The following is a 20490-nucleotide window of genomic DNA, read 5'->3' on the forward strand; positions in this document are numbered from 1 at the left end:
ATGCAAATGAGGTCGCCCCGTACGGATAGACAGTCAGCTCCCTTGGACATGAGAACGCCTACGGTTTAGACGTTGACATGCGATCAAAGCGCGCCAAGCCTTTTCAGGTTCACATCACGCACCTCCCTGCCGGGCGTGAACGGACCTGCCAAAGGCGTTGCGAACGGTGTGGCACGGTGTCGCCTCGGCATCGGACAGACTTTTGTCGCTCGAGTGTCAAGGTCGGCACCGTAAAAAACAATTCTGCAACTGACCGATGGCCGTGTAATTACCGCTGGAGCCGAAAGATCGAAGGGAGTAGTGTTCAACCAGCAGCAAGATCAGAGTTCACGACCTTACTGCTAATGTGCGGTCACAATAAATGTCTCCCAAGGGCCCACGGAGGTACGATTAGCAACGAGCGGGGCCGTGCCAGCGCTTTCCGCCGTGACATACGCACCACTCGCTGTTTCGCGCAAAGCAATATTTCCATCCGCTTCAGGCACCTCCGTGAAGGTCTCTCGTAATCCAATTGATGCAGTGCTAGCACTTAAAGGACTTGATCCATTGCTGCCAGTGGTAACGTAAAGATTGTTAGACAACGATTTAAGGGCGATGTTGGTATTGCCAGCATCGACCACCATGTATAGTTCCCACGGACCGACTGTGGTACGGTTCGCGATCAAGGGGCTTGCGCCAGCGTTATCCGCAGTGACATCGTTCCCATTTGCCATTGCTTGGAACGACACGGTAGTGCCAGGGATCAACTTTTGGACTTGAACGACAGGCTGTGTGGGCCGCGTGTATGTTAGTGCGAGTTGCCCTTGCAGCATTTTTTGACCATCATCAGTGAGGCGCATGTAATAGTCTGCCGAACAATGAGTCCCGTCGATATCAAGCGTAGGTAACCCGCCCGTGCTCATCGAAGCGTCCTCAGCGGTTGGCATTATTTGATTTCCCTCGTTATACTCATCGTACATACTGACGTACACGCTTTTTACTCCAGTGGAAACTGCGTTCGCGAATTGCTCCCACATGAAATCTCCATGCACACGCTGTGGAGGTGACCCAGCGTTATCGCCTGGAAGCACTGCCGCTTGGAAATCGAATCCGTGGGCGTTTGCATAAGCCAAATCATCCTGCCAAAGAGGTTTCACTGCATCCGAATCACTAATATTGCCAATCGATCCAATCATCCACGGCTGAATCATATTTGCTGCGTTGTAGACGGGAAGCCAAGCAGGATCATCAGTGCGCCAACCGCGCGATGTACCCAAAATCACATAAAGCCCCTGATTTTTCAGCCAAGTAATAAGGCTAAGCATCTGCTTAGGAGTTGTGCTGCTGGTAGAAGTTGCGATCCAAAGCTGCACGACTGGCTTTCCATTTTGTTTGGCATAGAATGGAGAAGCCGTCATCTGCAACTGGCCATTTATCACATTGGTCCAGTCGTTTGGGATTTCGGTAGCGTAGTTAGTCCATCCCGTTATATCGTAATCAATGTAAAATTTAACCCCGTACTTAGGGGCAGTAGCAAGCACATTTCCAGCATTGATCGTGGCTGCAGTAGCTCCGGTCGGATTAAAGCGCTGGATCGCAACGGTGGGCTTACCATACTCCCCCAGCCATTTCATATGGATGTCCACCACGTCACGATTATAGGAACTGAATAAAGTCGCCGGCAGGCCGTTACCAAGCGTACCGAAGCCACTCTGATATTGCATTGGAGTGCTTCCGTAAAGCGTTTGGTAGGGACGCATGTCTGGCCATGCTTTAATTGCAATATTTGCTGATGCAGGCGCAGGCAGCTTGTTGTTGGTCGACCAATGCTCCCACGCCAGACCATCCGGGGGTGTTCCCTCTCCAGCCGAAAACCATCCCTGATAACCTACCGTAACTTTTCCGACGATGTCGCCCGTCCCACTTTGCGCTTGCGCGGAAAACGGCAAAACAGCGATAGTCACTGCGAACACAGCGGCTATGCTTTGGAATATCCCGGTTAGTCGTCTGCCCAATTTCTTGCCGGTGTCCTTGCGAATCACGAATGCCATACTATCTATTTCCTTGGTTAGTAAATTTTTTGATCCGACAACTAAGTTACCGTAATGTTCGTCCAAGTTGATAAGAGAAAAGTTCAGCGCTCTCGCGCCGTGAAAATCGCTGCCTCGGTTCTGCTTTTTCTTACCAATTTATGCCTACAGTAGGTTGTATGGTTAGGAGATGAACAACGCCGTGGTCATTTCGTTGTTGACCGGTTTGGCATGCATGCCGGCGGTGTTCACCAGATATCCTCGCCTGTAGTCGAGGCTTTTCGTTTGCTTCGTTCAATGCCACAATCATCAGCCCACAAGGATGCTGGCGAAAATTAACATAACAAACTAATTAATCATACGAAAAAAAATCGATCACTCGAAAGATATGCTGGGGACGTTACTGTCGGCGATGGAGCGAGAGTGCAAAAGTCTGCAATCGTTATTACCGTGGCATTCGTCGTTGCATCCTATTTGGCGTCGAGCGGTCAGTGCGGATATTCCGGCGGCATCGATTGCGAGCGTTTTCGGGGGTTGGTCATTGGAGCTTGGCATCCTGGCATGTGGTCCAAAAGATTGGATAAAGCAGCGTCTTTTTTGTCACCAACACATTAGAAAGTGATGCTCGAAAACATACCGAATTCCTATTACCGAGATTGGTGCATGTCATCACGCTCGACGGGGGACTCTTCCGCCGCTACCTGCCGAACGTACATCATGGCGCATTCGCATCGCCGGAGGCGCGTTCTAACGTCTGATGACATGTACTCGGGAATGTGTTTACCGCGCTACCCAGCCTGGATAGTGGAACGTGCTAATTCCCGGAATCGCCGCTATTGGAACAACTCCCTCGTATTTGGCCAGATCCGGTTTCCGACTCTCAACGCCGTAAACTTCGGCGCTGTGGGACATGCCTGACGCGCCCCTTGCGCACAGCGCAGGCCACGATGCGGCACCGACGTTCGTGTGCTGTTTTATTTTGTGGCAATCGCTTAAGCGCCTAACGGAGGCGAAACGGCCATGTGCTAAAGGGCCAAAAGATGCTTAAATCGTTGCACCCTAGGCTATCGTTATCTCGCGCATCAGGTCTACAAAAGCACGAAGTCCCGCGGGCAGGTTGCGATGCCCAGAGAAGTAAAGGCTCAACCCTGGGAAGTCGGGCGACCAGTCTTCGAGGACGCGTATCAGTCGTCCTAGGCGGAGATCTTCGCGGATACTCCACATTCCCAAACAAGCAAGTCCCGCCCCTTCGAGCGCCGCCTTGTGGATCAAAGCCTCACGATTAAGTGTCAAGTAGCCCGGTGGCGTGATCTTCACCGCCTGACTGTTACGGGCGAATTCCCATTGGAACAATTTGCCGCTGGACATACGCACGCGAACGCATCTGTGCGCCATCAAGTCGTCGGGAACGATCGGCTTATCGCATTTCGCGAAATATTCCGGGCTCCCCACAATCGCCATGCTAAGCGATGACGTCAAGGCGACCGCGACCATATCTTTGGGGACATTGTCGGCGAATCGGATGCCTGCATCGAAGCCGCTGCCGACAATGTCAGATAAGTTGGCTTCAACGACGATTTCAACCTCCATTCTTGGGAAGCGTCGCAAGAACTCTAAAACCAAAGGTGCCAGGATCAGTGAGGCGGCTCCTTCGAAGCAGTTGATGCGGAGCAACCCGGAAGGAGTGTCCCGGTGGGCGTTGGTGGATTCCATCGCGTCAGCGATTTGGCGTAATGCCGGCCTGATCTGCGCCAGAAATGTCTCCCCCGCCTGCGTCAAAGCAACGCTCCTGGTGGTACGGTGAAATAGACGCACCGCCATGCGGGCCTCCATGTCCGATACCGTATGACTGAGCGCTGAAGCGGAAATGCCTAGATCGTCGGCCGCCTTGCGAAAGCTCAGGTGGCTTGCCACGGCCATCACGGCGTTAAGTTCGAAGAGACCATTTCGTTTCATATACCCATCCGTTGGCGCGATCGAATTAATGCGAATTGTGCACTGCTTCATCTTCAATTATGCAGATAGTAATCACAATCGCGCAACTCTACACTTCCTACATCGGCACACCACGGCGTTTCCCGGTTCGTTCGGCGGCCTAGGCACGACATCTCTTTCCAATCCCCGACGCAATGGAGAATTTCATGACGCGATCCACCTTTCTTCTTATCAACGCCGCAATTGGCCTGCTTTTCGGTTTGGGTCTTTTGTTTTTTCCGCAGTACTTCATGAGCACCTTTGGACCCGCCCTAAGTCCAACAGCAACGCTTCTAGCGCGCGACATCGGCGCTTTCCTGCTTGGATTCGGGCTGTTGAACGGCTTCTCATCCAAGGCTGATTACTCGCGTTCTCTTGGCGCGGTTCTGGCCGCAAACCTCGCGGTGCAGTGCGTCACGTTTGTCCTGGATTTGCGGAGCGTGCTGGGTGGGGTCGTTGATCAGCATGGTTGGGGACCTGTGATGCAACACGCCGTACTGGGTTTCGGCTTCGCTTTCTATTGGCTACAAGCTCGACGTCTTGCTTCGATGCAATCGGTATGAGAGCGTGCGGGTGTCTGGTCTTCGGTCGGCTTGGGAAACGGCACGACCTCAACTCGCTTCACCACACTCCCATCGTCGTTATCTAACTTAAGAACGATCGTGCATCGCACGACGGCTCCCTGTCTCATAGTCAGGGGAACCGATACCCTTTCGCGCACGTGTCTCCCAGTCTTTTTGCCGGCTTCCAACAACACATACGGCAAGAGAATGGGGCAAGAGTCCTCTGCTCCCGTCTAGCACCAACAGACAACAACGCGACTACTACGCAATGGCGTCCATCACTCGGGCCGAATAGACCATCGTGGCGCCAGCGTTAATTGCGATAGCGAAACCAAGCTCTTCGGCGACCTCTTCTCGCGTCGCGCCCAGCTTCGCTGCCTCGGCACTGTGCACCGCAGTACAACCGTCGCATCGGAGCATAACCGCAACTGCGATCGCAATTTATTCGCGCGTGTTCGCATCCAGATGGTTGGTCTTCGTTCCCGCATTCGACAACGTCTGATACCCTTTCACCGAGTCTGGTACAAGTGTCGCGATTTCGTTGATGCGGCCAAACAACTGCTCCCGATACTGCTACCAATCCAACATGACTTTACCCCTTTAAATTGGCTGGCGATGCGCCTGCTAGTGAGACAATTATCTACACCGCAATGACATCGCACCATGCGCGGTCGTCTCGAAAAAAAACTTAACCGTCTCAATCATCTTGATCGGGAACACGCGCGAGCAAGCGCTCGACCCAACGCAATTTGGTACAGTGGTTCCAGCTTGTGATTCGACGCGCATAGTCCAACGTTAGCAAAACCTGCTGACCGCAGTGAGCATAGCGGCATGTGAGGCACTTGCAGCACCAACAACTGCGCGACGCATACCGGTTAGCGTGAGCAATACGGGCCGACGGGTCTCAATAAGATCACCAAGCTGCACGATAAACACAAGCCCAACGCAATACCCGGGGTGGACTGAGCGAAACCACCGAATTACCTGCCCAAGATGGCAACTCAACGTCGGTGCCATGATGGACATCAATGGTTAAGCAAAGTAGCTGCTGGCGGCGATCAGCCCGAACCCTAGGGCCCTGAGCCCGGCCATGGAACCGCGCATTGCTCGGCTATCAGGATCCGGGGCGCTCTCAAGTCAAAAGAATCGACCGCTCGCCATCACCCGTCATGCGATGGTATGAGAATACGGGAATGCGCAGCCCCGGTTTTTTTGACGTGACGGATTCCTACTGACTTGAGACTTCGCTGAAGCTTAGTTATAAGGAAAGCTCCTGCGATTATTGCCGATATAACACTATGCAATATTGGAGGGCGCTTGCTAAAACCGCTTGCCGGAGCTTTATCTTTCTTATCTTGACCCGGTAAAACGAGACAAAAAAGTCAAGGCGCGCGAACCGCCTTCGCTGCAAGCGAGAGGTATTTATTAGCGCCGGCTTTCATCAAATTACATTTCCATGTCCAATTTTGACAAACCCAATACTCAATCGTAAACATCAGGAATACAAACGAACGTGTAACTAATCCTTCATGAGCGGCTGATACCGTTGCGCCACCCTCGAAAGTTACGGTAAGGACTTTTTGAGGACTCAAGCAGGCCCAATATCGCATCTCATGGAGACAAGCAATGCGTCAAGCCGCACAGAAATGGAATACCCGAACCGTATTCGTTGCAGTACTCATGGCAATGGCGAGCCTGAACGCCAGTGCTCGCGACGACAACGCGCCCAAACGCGTGTTGTTGATCAGCGTCGATGGGATGCATGAACAGGACGTCGCACGCTGCATTGGGGCGAACACTTGTCCTAACCTGGCTTTGCTTGCCAAGTCAGGCGTGACCTATACGAACGCACATACGCCCGGCTTGTCGGATTCGTTCCCGGGGCTTGCCGCACTCACAACCGGTGGATCGCCCAAGACGGCCGGACTCTTCTATGACGTCTCCTACGATCGCACGCTCTATGCGCCGGGCGACCCGACGTGCTCTGGCAAGCAAGGGTGGAACGTGATATTTGACGAAACGACAGGTATCGATGCCGAGAACGGCGGCGCTTTGATTCACCTCGACGGAGGCGGAGCGTTTAATCCGCAAGCAATCCCGCACGCTATGGTGAAGGGCGTGTGTACGCCCGTCTACCCGCATGACTACATCAAGACAAACACCGTATTCGAAGTCATCAAAGAACATAAACAAAATGCGCGGACGGCATGGGCCGACAAACACGCGTGGGGCTACGATTGGCTCAACGGCCCGTCAGGGCTGGGCGTAGACGATCTTGCGCGGACTGAAATCAACTCTATCGACCCAGCAACAAAAACAAACTACACAGATGTCTACTCGCATACGTCAAAGTTCGACGACTTGCACGTGAATGCACTGATCAACCAGATCAACGGCAAGGATTCAACCGGCAAAACTCGCGAAAAAGTACCAACGCTCTTCGGCACCAATTTCCAGACGCTGAGCGTCGCCCAAAAAGCGACTGTTTCAAGCGGCGGCGGTTACCTCGACGCGAGCTTCACGCCGGGTCCGCAAGTCGCCGCCGCGATTGCCTACGTTGACGATTCGCTCGGGCGCGTTGTCAGCGAACTCAAGCAGCGAAACCTGTTTTCATCAACGATGATCATCGTGACGGCCAAGCACGGTCAGTCGCCGACCGATCACACGAAGCTCATCAAGAATGGTGACACGGTTACCGCGCTGCTCGAAGCCAACGGTTACCTCGATGCCAACGGCAACTTCGGCCAGAATGCCACTAAGACAGGCAATCTCAACGACGGCAGCGGTCTTTCCGGGACCGGATTAGTGCAAAGCGATGACGTTAGCCTGATCTGGTTGCGTGATCGCAGCCAGACGGACGCCGCCGTCAAGACGCTGCGCGCGAACCTCGATTGCAATGCGCCCGGCATCTGCGCTGATGGACCGCAAGCCTATATTCTTTCTGGCGAGCGGATGGAAAATGCGTTCGGCGATCCAGCACGCGGCCGCACGCCGGATATCATCGTGCAACCCAATCCGGGCGTGATCTATACGTCGAGCAAAACCAAGGACGAAGAGCACGGCGGCAATGCACCCGACGACGGTCACCTTGGTCTCGTCGTGTCTTATGCGGGACTGCGTCACGCAAGTACCGTCGCCGCGCCCGTCACCACCACTCAGGTCGCACCGACGATCCTTCAGTCCCTCGGGCTCGACCCGGACCTCCTGCAATCCGTCGCCCGCGAAGGCACCCGCGTTCTGCCGGGTTTTGACATCGACCGCTAAACCATCAATACCTCGTACCGTGAGTAGTTCGGCCGTACGAGGGCCGCTGTTTCTTTCAAAGTTTGTCAACGAGGTACAAACATGTCACTTAAAAACGGCTGGCCGGTCCTTCGCAGGTCGGTCCAGTTTACCTTTGCCCTCTCGATCGTCAGCGGCGCTGCATCCAGCGCTTTCGCCAATAACCGTGATTCTGATGACGAGCACGCCAGCAAATTTTTCCCCGGCAATCTCGTCGTGAGCCGCAGCGTCTATCCCAACCAGTCTGCGATTGTAACGCCAGGCACGGTGCTCCCGCCCGGTTGTCAGCAGACACGCGCAGGATGCAGCGCACCGAGCGGAGCCACCAGCGACGGCACCTATCCGTATGTCTGGAACAACGTCCTCTACGACTCAAATTTCGGTATTTCATCGAGGATATTTCTCGACCAGTTGACGCCCACCGGTTTCCCGATCAGTAGCCTGGAGGTGCCCTACACAACCGATCCGGCGGCAAAAGGCGATCATCTAGCAACGAGTTTCAGTTCGAAGTCAGAGGTCGGCCTGCACCTCACGCCAGACGGCCGGACGCTCACGTTCATGGGTTATGTTGCACCGATCAACCAGATCGATGTCTCGAACTCCAATACACCCGGAGCAGTCGATCCGACCAATCCTGACGGCCAGGCGTTTTATCGCGCGGTCGCAACCGTCGATCGCGACGGACGTTTCACTTTCACCGAAACAAATGCCTACAGCGGCAACAACGGCCGCTCGGCTGTCCTGATTGAAGAGGGCGACAAGCGATTCTTCTTCACGACCGGCAACGCAGGCAACGGCAGTAACCCGCAACCCTCAGGCGTGGTCTTGGGCGCAGGTGCGCAGTTTATAGCTCAATCCACCCTACCCGAAGCTCAACAGACTCCCTCGACGCCCACGCCACTTGCCAGCTTCTCGGTAACGAAACTAGGCGTCTCGGCTGACAAGATAGGCAAAGACGATAACTTCCGTGGCCTCACGGTATTCAACAACGTCGTCTACATGACGAAGGGCAGCGGCAGCAATGGCGTCAACACGGTGTATTTCGTGGACACGACCGGTAACGCATGTCCGAACGGCACAGGCATTCCCGCCCCTCATGCGAAGCTCCCGGTCGATCCACTTGCCTATGCCCCGGCTACGCTCCAAAGTGACGGGCTGCCCTCGAACATGTGCATCCTTGCCGGCTTCCCCTCCACCTCAAACAAGGTGACACCGGCCGCCATGTTCCCGTTCGGTTTGTGGTTCGCCGATTCCAATACGCTTTATGTCGCCGATGAGGGAGATGGCTACACCGGTGGCGGTGACCTATTCACGCACGCCGCGGCTCAAAAGAGTGCAGGGTTGCAAAAATGGGTATTCAATCCAGCGAGCCGCATATGGACTTTAGCCTATACCTTGGTCGACGGCCTTGGGCTGGGAAAACCGTATTCAGTACACGGCTATCCGATGGGTAGTAATGCCGCAACGGGATTACCCTGGACGCCTGCGACCGACGGACTACGCAACATCGTCGGTCATGTTGGCCGCGACGGCATCGTCACGGTATGGGCGACGACCTCCACCGTCAGTGGTAATGGCGACACCGGTGCTGATCCGAATCGTCTGGTTGCGGTGCAAGACGTACTGAAGGACAAAAGCGCAGCGGAGCATTTGCGATTCGTGACGTTGCGCTCGGCTGGCTTTGGTGAGGTGCTGCGTGGAGTGGCGTTGACACCGGGCACGGAGCTGGGCGACAACGAACACCGCTAGGCTTTTCAGGGCCGGCGAGTAGGTTTCTTACCTACTCGCCTGCCCGGTAGAACTGCCTATGAGTAACAGCCGCGCATGGACTGGCCGAGTGCCGAAGCGTGCATACTTCGCAACCTTTGCTGATTTGACGTGAACTACTTTCAAGAGCGGAAACGGCACAACGGCAAGAGTATTTACGGCCGAAGATGCTAACATCGGATCTCTTTCGGATCTCGGTTAGACTTTGCGTGAAGGGGCTTTTAATCTCTCCCACTTCAAATCCGCAAAGCAAGGACCTTGAGTGGCCTCGCTGACTTCACGTCATTGTGTTCACCGTTCCATTCCATCGCTCGATCAACGGACGCGTAGGCTGACCTGCCCTGCTTTCGCAACGGCACCAAGCTCTCCATATGCTTCGGCTACTGTCCTGGGAGCAAGAAGCCCGCCGGCCCGACGCTCCGGTTCGTTCACATCGCTCAGAGCAGCGGCCACATATGCTGCGGCGAATGCGCGATGACGGCTCAATCGGTCAATCGGTTCGTCAATTGATTGCTGTGCGCGTTTGAACGTGCCCATGGTAGCCGGACTCACTGTACGCCTGCAGACGCGTGCGCAGCGGCCGTGCGATATGCGCTATGGGACGAAGCGTTGAGCGCCCACACTTTCGCTTCGGCCGCCTGAATATCGCGTGGATAGTCCGAATCGTGGGTACTCGCCCGGTATCCCACCTGCTCAAGTTGAATCACTTGCTCTAGGACTTGCCTGCGGGTCAATGGAGCATTGGACGATTGCACAAACGATGTCACGGAAATAAGCGCGACAAAGGCTACAACGGCGCAGACGAGCAGTTTCATGACGGGTGTCCTCAATGTCGATGGCAACGAAAACAAAGCGATTGGTCTTCATTGTCGACCCCAGACACTGGCGCGACGCTGACGGCGTCATCACGAAATCGTTATCTTTGGCGGCCGCCGCACAGGACGCGTCGACCTTGTGCGCGAGGTGGCTAGGTCCGGCCTTTTGTGAGAGGAAAGGTAAGGACGAAGCGAGTCGCGTCGCACTCGCTTTCAGCGTGTGCACGACCGCCGTGCAGCTCCATAATGGTCCGAACGATCGCGAGTCCCAATCCGGTTGATCCGCCTGTTGAGTGACTGCCGGCACGGGACGGGTCCGCACGATAAAACCGATCGAACACGCGCTCGATTAAAGCCGGATCGAGCGGAACGCCTTGATTGGTCACCGAGACGCGCATCATGCCATCCAGGGCCTTGGCATCGAGCGTGATCTTGCCCGCTCGTGGCGTATAGCGGACTGCGTTCGCGAGCAAATTGCTGACCGCGCGTCGGAACAATTCTACATCTGCGCAGAGCCGCCCGCCGCCGCTTACCTGCAAATGTACGCCGGCTTCATCGGCAATGCCTTCGAAATATTCCGCGATTCGCAGCAGTTCATCACCGATACTAAATTCCAGCGTGTGCTTCGCGAAATTTGGATGTTCTGCACGCGCAAGAAACAGCACGTTCTCGATCATGCGTGAAAGCCGGTCGCTCTCCTCCAGATTGGACGCAAGTACCGCCTGATAATCTTCGCACGAGCGCGGCCTCGCCAGCGCGACTTCCGTCGCGCCGCGCAGATTTGCCAGCGGCGTTCGCATATCGTGCGCGAGGTCCGCGGTGAACCCGGACAACCGGTTAAAGCCCTGCTCGAATCCCGCGAACATGGTATTCAGTGAAACGACCAGTGTCTGGAGCTCCTGCGGCACGTTACCTACCTTGATGCGCGAAGCAAGATTGTCGACAGTAAAGTTCTCGGCACTACGGGCAATCGCTCGGAGCGGACTCAGCGCACGCCGTACCAGCAGATAGCTCATCAGGAACGCGATCAGGACGCCAGCAGTCCCTGCATAACGCAGCCGGTCCCGGTACTGGTCCAGCAATAGCCATCGGTCATGCATGTTGCGCGTCACGATGATCGTAACGTCCGATCCATCGGCCAGCCGCCCCATCGCAGCGATGCGCCGGAAAGGTGTCTTGTCGGTAGCCGAACGCTCGACGATCGCCGCGGCTGTGATCTGCCGCGACGCCGCAATGACGTCGGGAGGCCATGACAGCCGGTCCGCCGTTTCGAGACGATTATGCTGCAGCAGCACTTGTCCCTCTGCGTCAAGCACTTCCACCGACAAAGCCTCGTTGCCGAGAACCTGGCTCTCGATCCGCTCGTCGTGCATACGTAGATCGCGGGTATCGGCGAGCTCTTCCACCAGCCGGCGGGTATGACGGGTTGCGAGCACGATATCCAGATCGTCCTGAGTCCGCACTTCGTGCGCAAGCGCCAGGTAGACGTAGCTGCCGACCAGTGCGAAAACGGCAAGCGTGGTGCCGGCAAATACCAGCGCGAGCGTCGCTGTCAGCGAGCGGGACCGAGCGCGCCTCAGCATTAGTCGTCTTCTCGCGTGTCGATCACGTAGCCGACACCGCGCACGGTGCTGATCAATTTTACTTCGAACTCTTCGTCGATCTTCGCGCGCAGGCGGCGGATCGCCACTTCCACGACGTTTGTGTCGCTGTCAAAATTCATGTCCCATACGTAAGAAGCGATCTGAGTGCGGCTCATCACCTCGCCTTTCTTGCGTGCGAGCAATTGCAGCAATGCAAATTCACGGGGCGTCAGCTCGATGCGCTTGCCCGCCCGACGCACCTTGCGACGCGTGACATCGATCTCCAGATCGGCGACGGTGATCAGGTCGCTTTCCCGCGGTGGTCCGCGCCGCGCCAGCGTGCGCACACGCGCGAGCAACTCCACAAACGCGAATGGCTTGACGAGGTAATCGTCACCGCCCAGCTCGAGTCCGCGAACGCGATCGCTGACGTCGTCGCGTGCGGTCAGGAAAAGTACTGGCGTAGCCTTCAAGGTCCGCAGGTTCTTGAGGACAGCCCATCCGTCCATAGTCGGCAACATCACGTCAAGGACGATGACGTCGTAATTTTCTTCTCTCGCAAGGATCAGGCCTTCGGCGCCGTCCGCTGCTGTGTCTATGGAATAACCCGCTTCCTCGAGGCCCTTCTTGATATAAGCGAGTGCCTTCTGCTCATCTTCAACGACCAGGATCCTCATGTTTTTGCCTCGGCGCCGCGTTGATTGACTTGCATCGATATTACGCCAGTCACTTCGCATCGCGATTACAAAACTGTTATCTGCGATTCGTGGCGGCCGGGACGTCGGATTCGGCGGGCATAGACACGCATCAGTTTGAGTCGGGCTGCGCATTGACAGTGCTGCCGCTTCCAGTCGTACCGTTGACCGCACCTCCGTACCCCGTGTTCGCTTGATCGTTCAGCCTGGCCTCGGCAGCCTGGATATCGTCCGGATAATGCAGGCCTTTCTGTGCAGGGTGATATCCGGCATTTTCGATCTGCACGAGTTCGGCCTTGACCTGGGCTTGGGTTATCGGGTCGTTGTTGCTCTGTGCAAATGTCAGGGCCGGAGCGGTAAGGACAGCAGCCATCAGGAATGCCTGGATTGCGCGTTTCATAGTTGACACCTCTTGAACGTTGATCATGACTTCTCGTTGTGAGACAGCCTGAATGCATTGTGCGAGGACGAGGGTGACAGCAAGCCGACCATTCCATTACAAGATTGATAACTGTGGGAGCCGCTTGCAAACGGCAATTCGGAGGCGTTTTCAACATGACGTATTTGTAATTAACTCGACGGTATCCGGTAAGTGCGGGTCGGCGAGACTCGCTCATCAAGAAGCCCGACCGTGTTCTTACGGCTCACCGTTCAGGAAACCCTATGTGGATCGTCAGACTCGCCCTCAACCGGCCTTATACGTTCATCGTCCTTGCGATCCTTCTCTTTATCCTGGGGCCGCTTGCAATTGTCAGAACACCGGTTGATATCTTCCCAAGCATCAATATCCCGGTGGTCAGCATTGTCTGGTCGTATAACGGCTTCTCCGCCGAGGACATGGCGCACCGGATCACGTCGAACTATGAACGCGCCCTGACCTCGGACGTCGAAGATATCGAACACATTGAATCGCAGTCGCTCAATGGCGTCTCAGTGGTAAAGGTATTCTTCCACCCCGGCGCCGACATTAATCGCGCGATTGCTCAAGCAGCATCGAACTCAGCCTCGATCCTGCGCGTGCTGCCGCCCGGAACCCTGCCACCGAATATCATCACGTACAACGCTTCAACGGTGCCGATCCTGCAGCTGGGTCTTTCGAGCAAGTCGCTGCCTGAGCAAACCCTGTATGACCTCGGCAACAGCTTTATTCGCACGCAACTCGCGACAGTTCAAGGTGCGGCTGTGCCCTTGCCCTTCGGCGGCAAGGTACGGCAGATCATGGTCGACATCAACTCGCGCGCGTTGCAGGCGAAAGGTCTTTCACCACTCGATGTGGTCAACGCCGTCAATACGCAGAACCTGATCCTGCCGGGCGGCACGGCGAAGATCGGCACGCGCGAGTACAACGTGCAAATGAACGGCAGCACGACGAGCGTCGCGGCGCTAAACAACCTGCCGATCAAGACGGTCAATGGCGGCGTGGTGTATGTACGCGACGTCGCGCAGGTTCGCGACGGCTACGCGCCGCAAACGAACATCGTGCGCAGCAACGGTTCGCGTGCGGCCCTGCTCGAAGTCGAGAAGACCGGCAGTACGTCGACGCTGACCATCATCAGCCAGATCAAGTCGATGCTGCCGAACATCACCGCCGGGCTGCCCAAGTCGCTCGTGGTCACGCCGCTCGGCGATCAGTCTGTCTTCGTGAAATCGGCCATAACAGGCGTCGTGCGCGAAGCGCTGATCGCGGCATGCCTGACCGCGCTGATGATCCTCCTGTTCCTCGGCAGTTGGCGCGCTACGCTGATCATCGCTGTGACCATTCCGTTGGCCGTCCTGACGTCGCTCATTGGTCTCTCCGTGCTGGGCGAGACCATCAATATTATGACGCTCGGCGGCCTCGCGCTCGCGGTCGGGATCCTGGTGGATGACGCAACGGTCGCCATCGAAAACATCACGCACCACCTGGAGAATGGCGCGCCTTTGCACGATGCCATCCTGAACGGTTCGGGCGAAATTGCCGTGCCGACCTTCGTGTCGACGCTGTCGATCTGTATCGTGTTCGTACCGATGTTCCTGCTGAGCGGCGTTGCGCGATATCTGTTCGTGCCGATGGCCGAAGCAGTCGTGTTTGCAATGATCGCGTCTTACTTCTTCTCCCGCACGCTGATTCCCACGCTCGCAATGTACCTGATGAAAGCGCGGTCCCGCGACAACGCCGCGCCCCCCGGCCGCTTCGGCGTGCTGATCCGCTTCCAGGCCGCGTTCGAGCGTCGTTTTGAACAGTTTCGCGGCGGTTACAAGCGCATGCTTGGCCGCGCTATTGAACGTTGGCGCATGTTTTTGCCGATCTTCATGCTCGTGTGCGTTGGTTCACTGGCATTGATTCCGTTCACCGGACAGGACTTCTTCCCGACAGTCGATGCCGGCGAAATTCGCCTCCATATGCGCGCGCCGACTGGCACGCGGATCGAACAGACCGCTCGCATCGCGGACGAAGTCGAAGCGAAAATCAACACGGTGATCCCGAAGTCCGAACAGGCCGCGCTGCTCGACAACATCGGCGTGCCGGTGAGCGGGATCAACCTGACCTATGCGTCTTCCGGCCCGATCGGTTCGGAAGATGCGGACATCATGGTGTCGCTCAAGCCCGGCCACAAGCCGACAGCCGGCTATGTGACGACGCTGCGTAACACCCTCACGAACGCGTTTCCAAGTGTCACATTCGCGTTCCTGCCCGCTGATATCGTCAGCCAGATCCTAAACTTCGGCTTGCCGGCGCCCATCGACATCCAGATCGTCGGAGCCAAACTCGACCAGAATCGCGTGGTCGCGAACGATTTGCTAGCGAAGCTGCGCGGCGTGCGCGGTCTTGTCGATGCCCGCATCCAGCAGCCAGGCGACGAACCGGCAATCAACCTGGATGTCGATCGCACCAAGGCATTGCAGGCCGGCCTGACACAGCACGACGTTGCGCAGAACCTGCTGATTGCGCTCTCGGGCAGCTCGCAAACAACGCCGAATTTCTGGCTCGATCCAAAAAACGGCGTGAGCTATCCGTTGATGGCCGAAGTCCCGCAATACGATATCCATTCGCTTCAGACACTTGCCAACCTGCCGTTGACCAAGGTTGCCAACTCGAGCGCGCCGCAGAACATCTTGGGATCGCTCGCCACGATGTCGCGGGTATCGCAGGAAGCGGTGGTCTCGCATTACAACGTGCAGCCCGTGCTCGACATCTATGCATCCGCACAAGGGCGCGATCTTGCCGGGGTAGCGGCGGACGTCACCACGCTCGTCGATCAGGCAAAGGTAAAACTGCCCGCGGGATCATCGATCGTGATTCGTGGTCAGGTGCAGTCGATGCACGACTCGTTCACGGGCCTCGGCATGGGACTCGCCTTCGCCGTCGTGCTCGTTTATCTGCTGATGGTCGTCAACTTCCAGTCATGGCTCGACCCGCTGATCATCATCAGCGGCCTGCCTGCGTCGCTTGCAGGCATAGCGTGGATGCTGTTTGCCAGCCACACGACGCTCAGCGTGCCGGCGTTGACGGGAACGATTTTGTGTATCGGTATTGCTACCGCGAACAGCATCCTGGTCATCAACACCGCTCGCGAGATGCTTCAAGGTGGCGCGCCACCTTTAAAGGCTGCACTGGAAGCAGGTTTCAGCCGTTTCCGGCCAGTGCTCATGACAGCACTTGCCATGCTCATAGGCATGTTGCCGATGGCGCTCGGACTCGGCGACGGTGGCGAACAGAACGCGCCTTTGGGTCGTGCTGTCATTGGCGGCCTCGCAATCGGCACGGTCTCGACGCTGCTATTCGTGCCAGTGGTCTTCGGCATGGTTCACGCGTGGCGCGAACGGCGTGAAAAGAAACGCAAGGATGGCCCGGTGGAAGCAAACGGCCCGGAACCTCGCCCTACTCACTAGTCAATCCGCAATATTGCGCATCAACCTGCAAACAAGGCATTTCAATGAATCCGCATTCCGATCCACCCAAGTCTGATGTCGCCCCGGCCGATCGGGCCCGGCGCCGGTATGTCTTGCCCATTGCACTGATCGGGGCCGCTACCGCGCTGCTGATCCTGGGTATCGTGCCCCGGCTGCACGCGAGCACGGCGCTAACCGCTCAAACCAATGCACAGAGCGCCTTGGTCGTATCGGTGATCAAACCTAGCGTTGCGCCCGCGCAGCAAGAGCTGCTGCTGCCCGGGTCCGTCACGCCGTTTGCCGACGCTGCGATCTACGCGCGCACGAGTGGTTACGTTCAACACTGGACGCGCGACATTGGTGCCAAGGTCTCTGCAGGTGAGACGCTGGCGGTCATCCAGACACCGGAACTCGATGCGCAACTCGCGCAAGCGCGTGCGGATCAGGCCACCGCGCAGGCGAACTTCGCTTACGCCGACGCCACCGCGGAACGCTGGCAGCAGATGCTGACCACGCAGTCGGTATCGCAGCAGGACGCGGAGACCAAGAGCAGCGACCGTGACGCCAAGCGCGCGATGCTGCAATCTGCGATTGCCAACGTGAAACGGCTGTCGGAACTGGTCTCGTACGAGAAGGTGACCGCGCCGTTCAGTGGCGTCATCACCGCGCGCAACGTGGATGTAGGCGCGCTTGTGAGCGCGGGCAGCACGCCGGGACTGGGAAGCAACACGGGTGAGCTTTTTCATGTGCAGCAGACCGACACATTGCGCGTTTTCGTCGATGTCCCGCAAAACGATGCACCGTATGTCACGTCCGGCACAGCGGTTTATCTGAGCGTACAGCAATTCCCGGGAAAACGCTTTGCGGCAAAAGTTGCGCGCGATACGGGTTCTATCGATCCGGTCAGCCGCACGCTGCGTGTGGAAGTCGACGTCGATAATCGCGACGGCGCGCTGATGCCGGGCGCCTATGCGCAGGTTCATCTCGGGCTCGCAAATCCGCATCCGGCACTCGACCTGCCCGTCAGCGCGCTGCTCTTCAGGCCCGATGGCGTGACTGTCGCCGTCGTGGATGCTGCCGGCAAGACGGCGCTCAAAGCGGTCGGCGTTGGACGCGATTTCGGCACGAGCATTGAGGTCACCACTGGCTTGAATGCTACGGATCGCGTAATCGACAATCCCGGCGATGCAATCAGCGCCGGGCAGTCCGTGCGCATTGCGCCGAACGCGTCGTGAGGATCAGGACCATGTCACTCTCACGACTTTCGTGCCGGCTGAGCTGCGGGGCGCTTCTCGCATTGACCGGGTGTTCAACAATACCCTCCTACACCAGACCGGATGTCATCGTGCCGCCCCATTTTGCCAACGCGCCAGCCTGGACGGTGGCAGCGCCGGGCGACACAGCGTCGCGCGGGCCATGGTGGACTGTTTTCCACGACCCGGATCTCGACAAACTCGAGTTGCGCGTGAACGTGTCGAACCAGAGTGTGAAAAAGGCCGTGGCGCAACTGGAGCAGGCCCGTGCACTCGTCTCGTACCAGCGCGCGGGATTATTCCCCAGCATCTCGGCGAACGTGTCGCAGCAGCGCTACCGGACCTCGCAGAATCTCGAGGGCAGGTCGCTTGCAGGCAAGACCATTCCAGACTACTCGACCGGACTCACGGCTAGCTGGGAGCCCGACCTTTTTGGCCGCATCAAGGATGCCGCGGTGAACGCGCAGGCAAGCGCCGATGCAAGCGCCGCCGACCTCGAAGCCGTGCGCTTGTCGGTGGCGAGCGACATCGCCACTGACTATTTTGATCTTCGTGCGCTCGACACGCAGAAAAAGCTGCTCGACGATACCGTCACCGCGTACGCCGCCGCATTCAACCTGCTGGGGCAGCAATTGAGCGATGGCGCAATCGACGCGTCCGCTGTCGCGCAGGCGCAGACCCAGCTCGAAAGCACGCGTACCCTGGCCACGGACATCGTCGTTCAGCGTAGCCAGCTCGAACATGCAATTGCCACGCTGATCGCGGTACCCGCATCGACGTTCTCGATCGCGCCGGTCGGGCGGACGTTCACACTACCGCAGATACCAGTCGGACTGCCATCGCAATTGCTTCTTCGCCGCCCCGATATTGCCGCCGCCGAGCGTCGGGTCGCCGCGGCGAATGCGCAGATTGGCGAAGCGCATGCAGCATTTTTCCCTGACCTGGTGTTGTCGGCGAGCGCGGGTCTTGAGAGCTCTTTCTTCGCGCCGTGGCTCACTGCGCCGAGTCTCTTCTGGGCACTCGGCCCCCAACTGGCCGGCACGCTATTCGATGGCGGCCGCCGTAATGCAACGCTCGCCGAGGTGAACGGGCAATACGAGGGCGCAGTAGCCGATTACCGGCAGTCGGTGCTGTCATCGTTTCAGCAGGTCGAAGACAGCCTCTCCGCGCTGAACGCGCTCAAGGACGAAGCAGCCAGTCAGCAACGCGCCACGTCCGCCGCCACGCTTGCACTGAAGCTCACGAAAAACCGCTTTCAGGCGGGCGCCGTCAGCTATCTGGACGTCGTCACAGCGCAAACCATCGCGCTGAATAACGAGCGCGCACGTGAACAGATCGACGCACGCCGGCTCGATGCCAGCGTGGCCCTGATTCATGCTCTGGGAGGTACGTGGCAAACCGGCGTCGGCAGTAGTCACTGACCCGGGGCTTGCTGCGCTTACAACCGGTGGTTCGCCGAAGACCGCCGGGCTCTTCTATGACGTCTCCTACGATCGGACGCTCTATGCGCCGGGCGACCCGACGTGCTCTCGCAAGCAAGGGTGGAATTTGTCTTCGACGAAACCACTGGAATTGATGCCGAAAATGGCGGTGCTCTAGTTCATTTCGACGGAGGCGGAACTTTCAATCCGCAAGCCCTCCGCACGCCATGGTCAAGGGTGTGTGTACACCCGTGTACCCGCACGACTACATTAAGACGAACACCGTTTTCGGAGTCATCAAGCAACACAAACGCGACGCGAGAACTGCATGAGCAGTAAACACGCATGGGGTTACGACTGGCTTAACGGTCCATCAGGGCTGGGCGTAGACGACCTCGCGCGCACTGAGATTAATTCCATCGACCCTGCAACAAAAACAAACTACACCGATGTCTACTCACATACGGCAAAGTTTGACGACTTGCACGTGAATGCACCAAATGCACCGATCAATCAGATCAACGGCAAGGATTCGACTGGCACAACTCGCGAGAAAGTACCCACGTTGTTCGGCGCCAATTTCCAGATTTTCATCAACGATGATCATTGTGACGGCCAAGCACGGTCAGTCGCCGACCGATCACACGAAGCTCATTAAAAACGGTGACACCGTTACCGCGCTGCTAGAGGCGAATGGTTACCTCGATGCCAACGGGAACTTCGGCCAAAACGTCACCAAAACAGGAAACCTCAACGACGGCACGGCCTTTCCGCAACCGGATTCGTGTAAAGCGATGATGTCAGTCTTATTTGGTTGCGCGATCGTCGCCAGACCGATGCCGCCGTCAAAACGCTCTAGGCAAATTTGGGTTGCAACGTGCCCGGCATCTGCGCCGACGGACCGCAAACTTACATATTTCGGGCGAGCGCATGGAAAATACGTTCGGGGACCCTGCACGCCGTCGCACGCCGGATATCATAGTGCAGCCGAATCCGGGGGTAATCTACACATCGAGCAAAACCAAAGACGAAGAGCACGGCGGCAACGCACCCGATGATGGCCATCTTGGTCTTGTCGTGTCTTATGCGGGACTTCGCCGTGCAGGTACCGTCGCCTCGCCCGTCACGACCACTCGGGTCGCACCAACAATTCTTCAGTCGCTCGGCCTCGACCCGGACCAAGACTTTCTTCTAGCTGAAGTAGACAGAATCCTGATTTACGCCAATGAGGTCTCGCAACCAGGCAACTAAGCGG

12 protein-coding genes and 2 pseudogenes are annotated in these 20490 nt (G+C 57.1%); 7 read left to right on the forward strand and 7 right to left on the reverse strand.

The window, feature by feature from the left end; genetic code table 11:
* Positions 1–341 precede the first annotated feature (341 nt).
* Positions 342–2030 (reverse strand): hypothetical protein, encoded by a 1689-nt coding sequence (locus AXG89_RS29455; protein ID WP_062173266.1) that lies wholly within the window; start codon positions 2028–2030, stop codon positions 342–344.
* Positions 2031–3068: 1038 nt separating this feature from the next.
* The gene (locus AXG89_RS29460; protein ID WP_062173263.1) at positions 3069–3965 is read right to left on the reverse strand and encodes a LysR family transcriptional regulator; all 897 of its coding nucleotides are present in this window, start codon (positions 3963–3965) and stop codon (positions 3069–3071) included.
* Positions 3966–4150: 185 nt separating this feature from the next.
* On the opposite strand from AXG89_RS29460, the gene AXG89_RS29465 reads away from it, so the two are divergent.
* Entirely contained in the window at positions 4151–4546 is a 396-nt protein-coding gene (locus tag AXG89_RS29465) for a hypothetical protein (protein ID WP_062173261.1), read from the forward strand.
* A gap of 261 nt (positions 4547–4807) precedes the next feature.
* Here the strand turns inward: AXG89_RS29465 and AXG89_RS29475 are convergent.
* Positions 4808–5104 (reverse strand): annotated as a pseudogene (locus AXG89_RS29475) (carboxymuconolactone decarboxylase family protein).
* A gap of 1068 nt (positions 5105–6172) precedes the next feature.
* On the opposite strand from AXG89_RS29475, the gene AXG89_RS29480 reads away from it, so the two are divergent.
* Positions 6173–7810: an alkaline phosphatase family protein gene (locus AXG89_RS29480; protein ID WP_062173259.1), complete on the forward strand. Its 1638-nt coding sequence runs from the start codon at positions 6173–6175 to the stop codon at positions 7808–7810.
* Between the two features lie 81 nt (positions 7811–7891).
* Positions 7892–9577, forward strand: a complete 1686-nt coding sequence (locus AXG89_RS29485) for a hypothetical protein (protein ID WP_062173256.1) — start codon at positions 7892–7894, stop codon at positions 9575–9577.
* 566 nt (positions 9578–10143) lie between these two features.
* Here AXG89_RS29485 and AXG89_RS29490 read toward each other — a convergent pair.
* From AXG89_RS29490 to AXG89_RS29505, 4 genes are all read right to left on the reverse strand, one after another.
* Entirely contained in the window at positions 10144–10410 is a 267-nt protein-coding gene (locus tag AXG89_RS29490; protein WP_069638434.1) for a DUF4148 domain-containing protein, read from the reverse strand.
* A gap of 152 nt (positions 10411–10562) precedes the next feature.
* Positions 10563–11993 (reverse strand): heavy metal sensor histidine kinase, encoded by a 1431-nt coding sequence (locus AXG89_RS29495; protein WP_062173252.1) that lies wholly within the window; start codon positions 11991–11993, stop codon positions 10563–10565.
* Positions 11993–12670 carry a heavy metal response regulator transcription factor gene (locus AXG89_RS29500; RefSeq protein WP_062174070.1) on the reverse strand — a complete coding sequence of 226 codons (678 nt, stop codon included), beginning with the start codon at positions 12668–12670 and terminating at the stop codon, positions 11993–11995. Before AXG89_RS29500 ends, AXG89_RS29495 begins: the two co-directional genes overlap by 1 nt.
* Before the next feature lie 130 nt (positions 12671–12800).
* Entirely contained in the window at positions 12801–13088 is a 288-nt protein-coding gene (locus AXG89_RS29505) for a DUF4148 domain-containing protein (protein WP_062174068.1), read from the reverse strand.
* 263 nt (positions 13089–13351) lie between these two features.
* On the opposite strand from AXG89_RS29505, the gene AXG89_RS29510 reads away from it, so the two are divergent.
* From AXG89_RS29510 to AXG89_RS44980, 4 genes and pseudogenes are all read left to right on the forward strand, one after another.
* Positions 13352–16561 carry an efflux RND transporter permease subunit gene (locus tag AXG89_RS29510; protein WP_062173250.1) on the forward strand — a complete coding sequence of 1070 codons (3210 nt, stop codon included), beginning with the start codon at positions 13352–13354 and terminating at the stop codon, positions 16559–16561.
* A 44-nt stretch (positions 16562–16605) separates the two neighbouring features.
* The gene (locus AXG89_RS29515; protein ID WP_062173247.1) at positions 16606–17796 is read left to right on the forward strand and encodes an efflux RND transporter periplasmic adaptor subunit; all 1191 of its coding nucleotides are present in this window, start codon (positions 16606–16608) and stop codon (positions 17794–17796) included.
* A gap of 11 nt (positions 17797–17807) precedes the next feature.
* A complete protein-coding gene (locus AXG89_RS29520; protein ID WP_062173245.1) occupies positions 17808–19235 on the forward strand; it encodes an efflux transporter outer membrane subunit in 1428 nt (475 codons plus the stop codon).
* A gap of 1 nt (position 19236) precedes the next feature.
* Positions 19237–20486, forward strand: a pseudogene (locus AXG89_RS44980) (alkaline phosphatase family protein); the annotation flags it as partial.
* Positions 20487–20490 lie beyond the last annotated feature (4 nt).

This window comes from Burkholderia sp. PAMC 26561 (assembly GCF_001557535.2).
Taxonomy (GTDB): domain Bacteria; phylum Pseudomonadota; class Gammaproteobacteria; order Burkholderiales; family Burkholderiaceae; genus Caballeronia.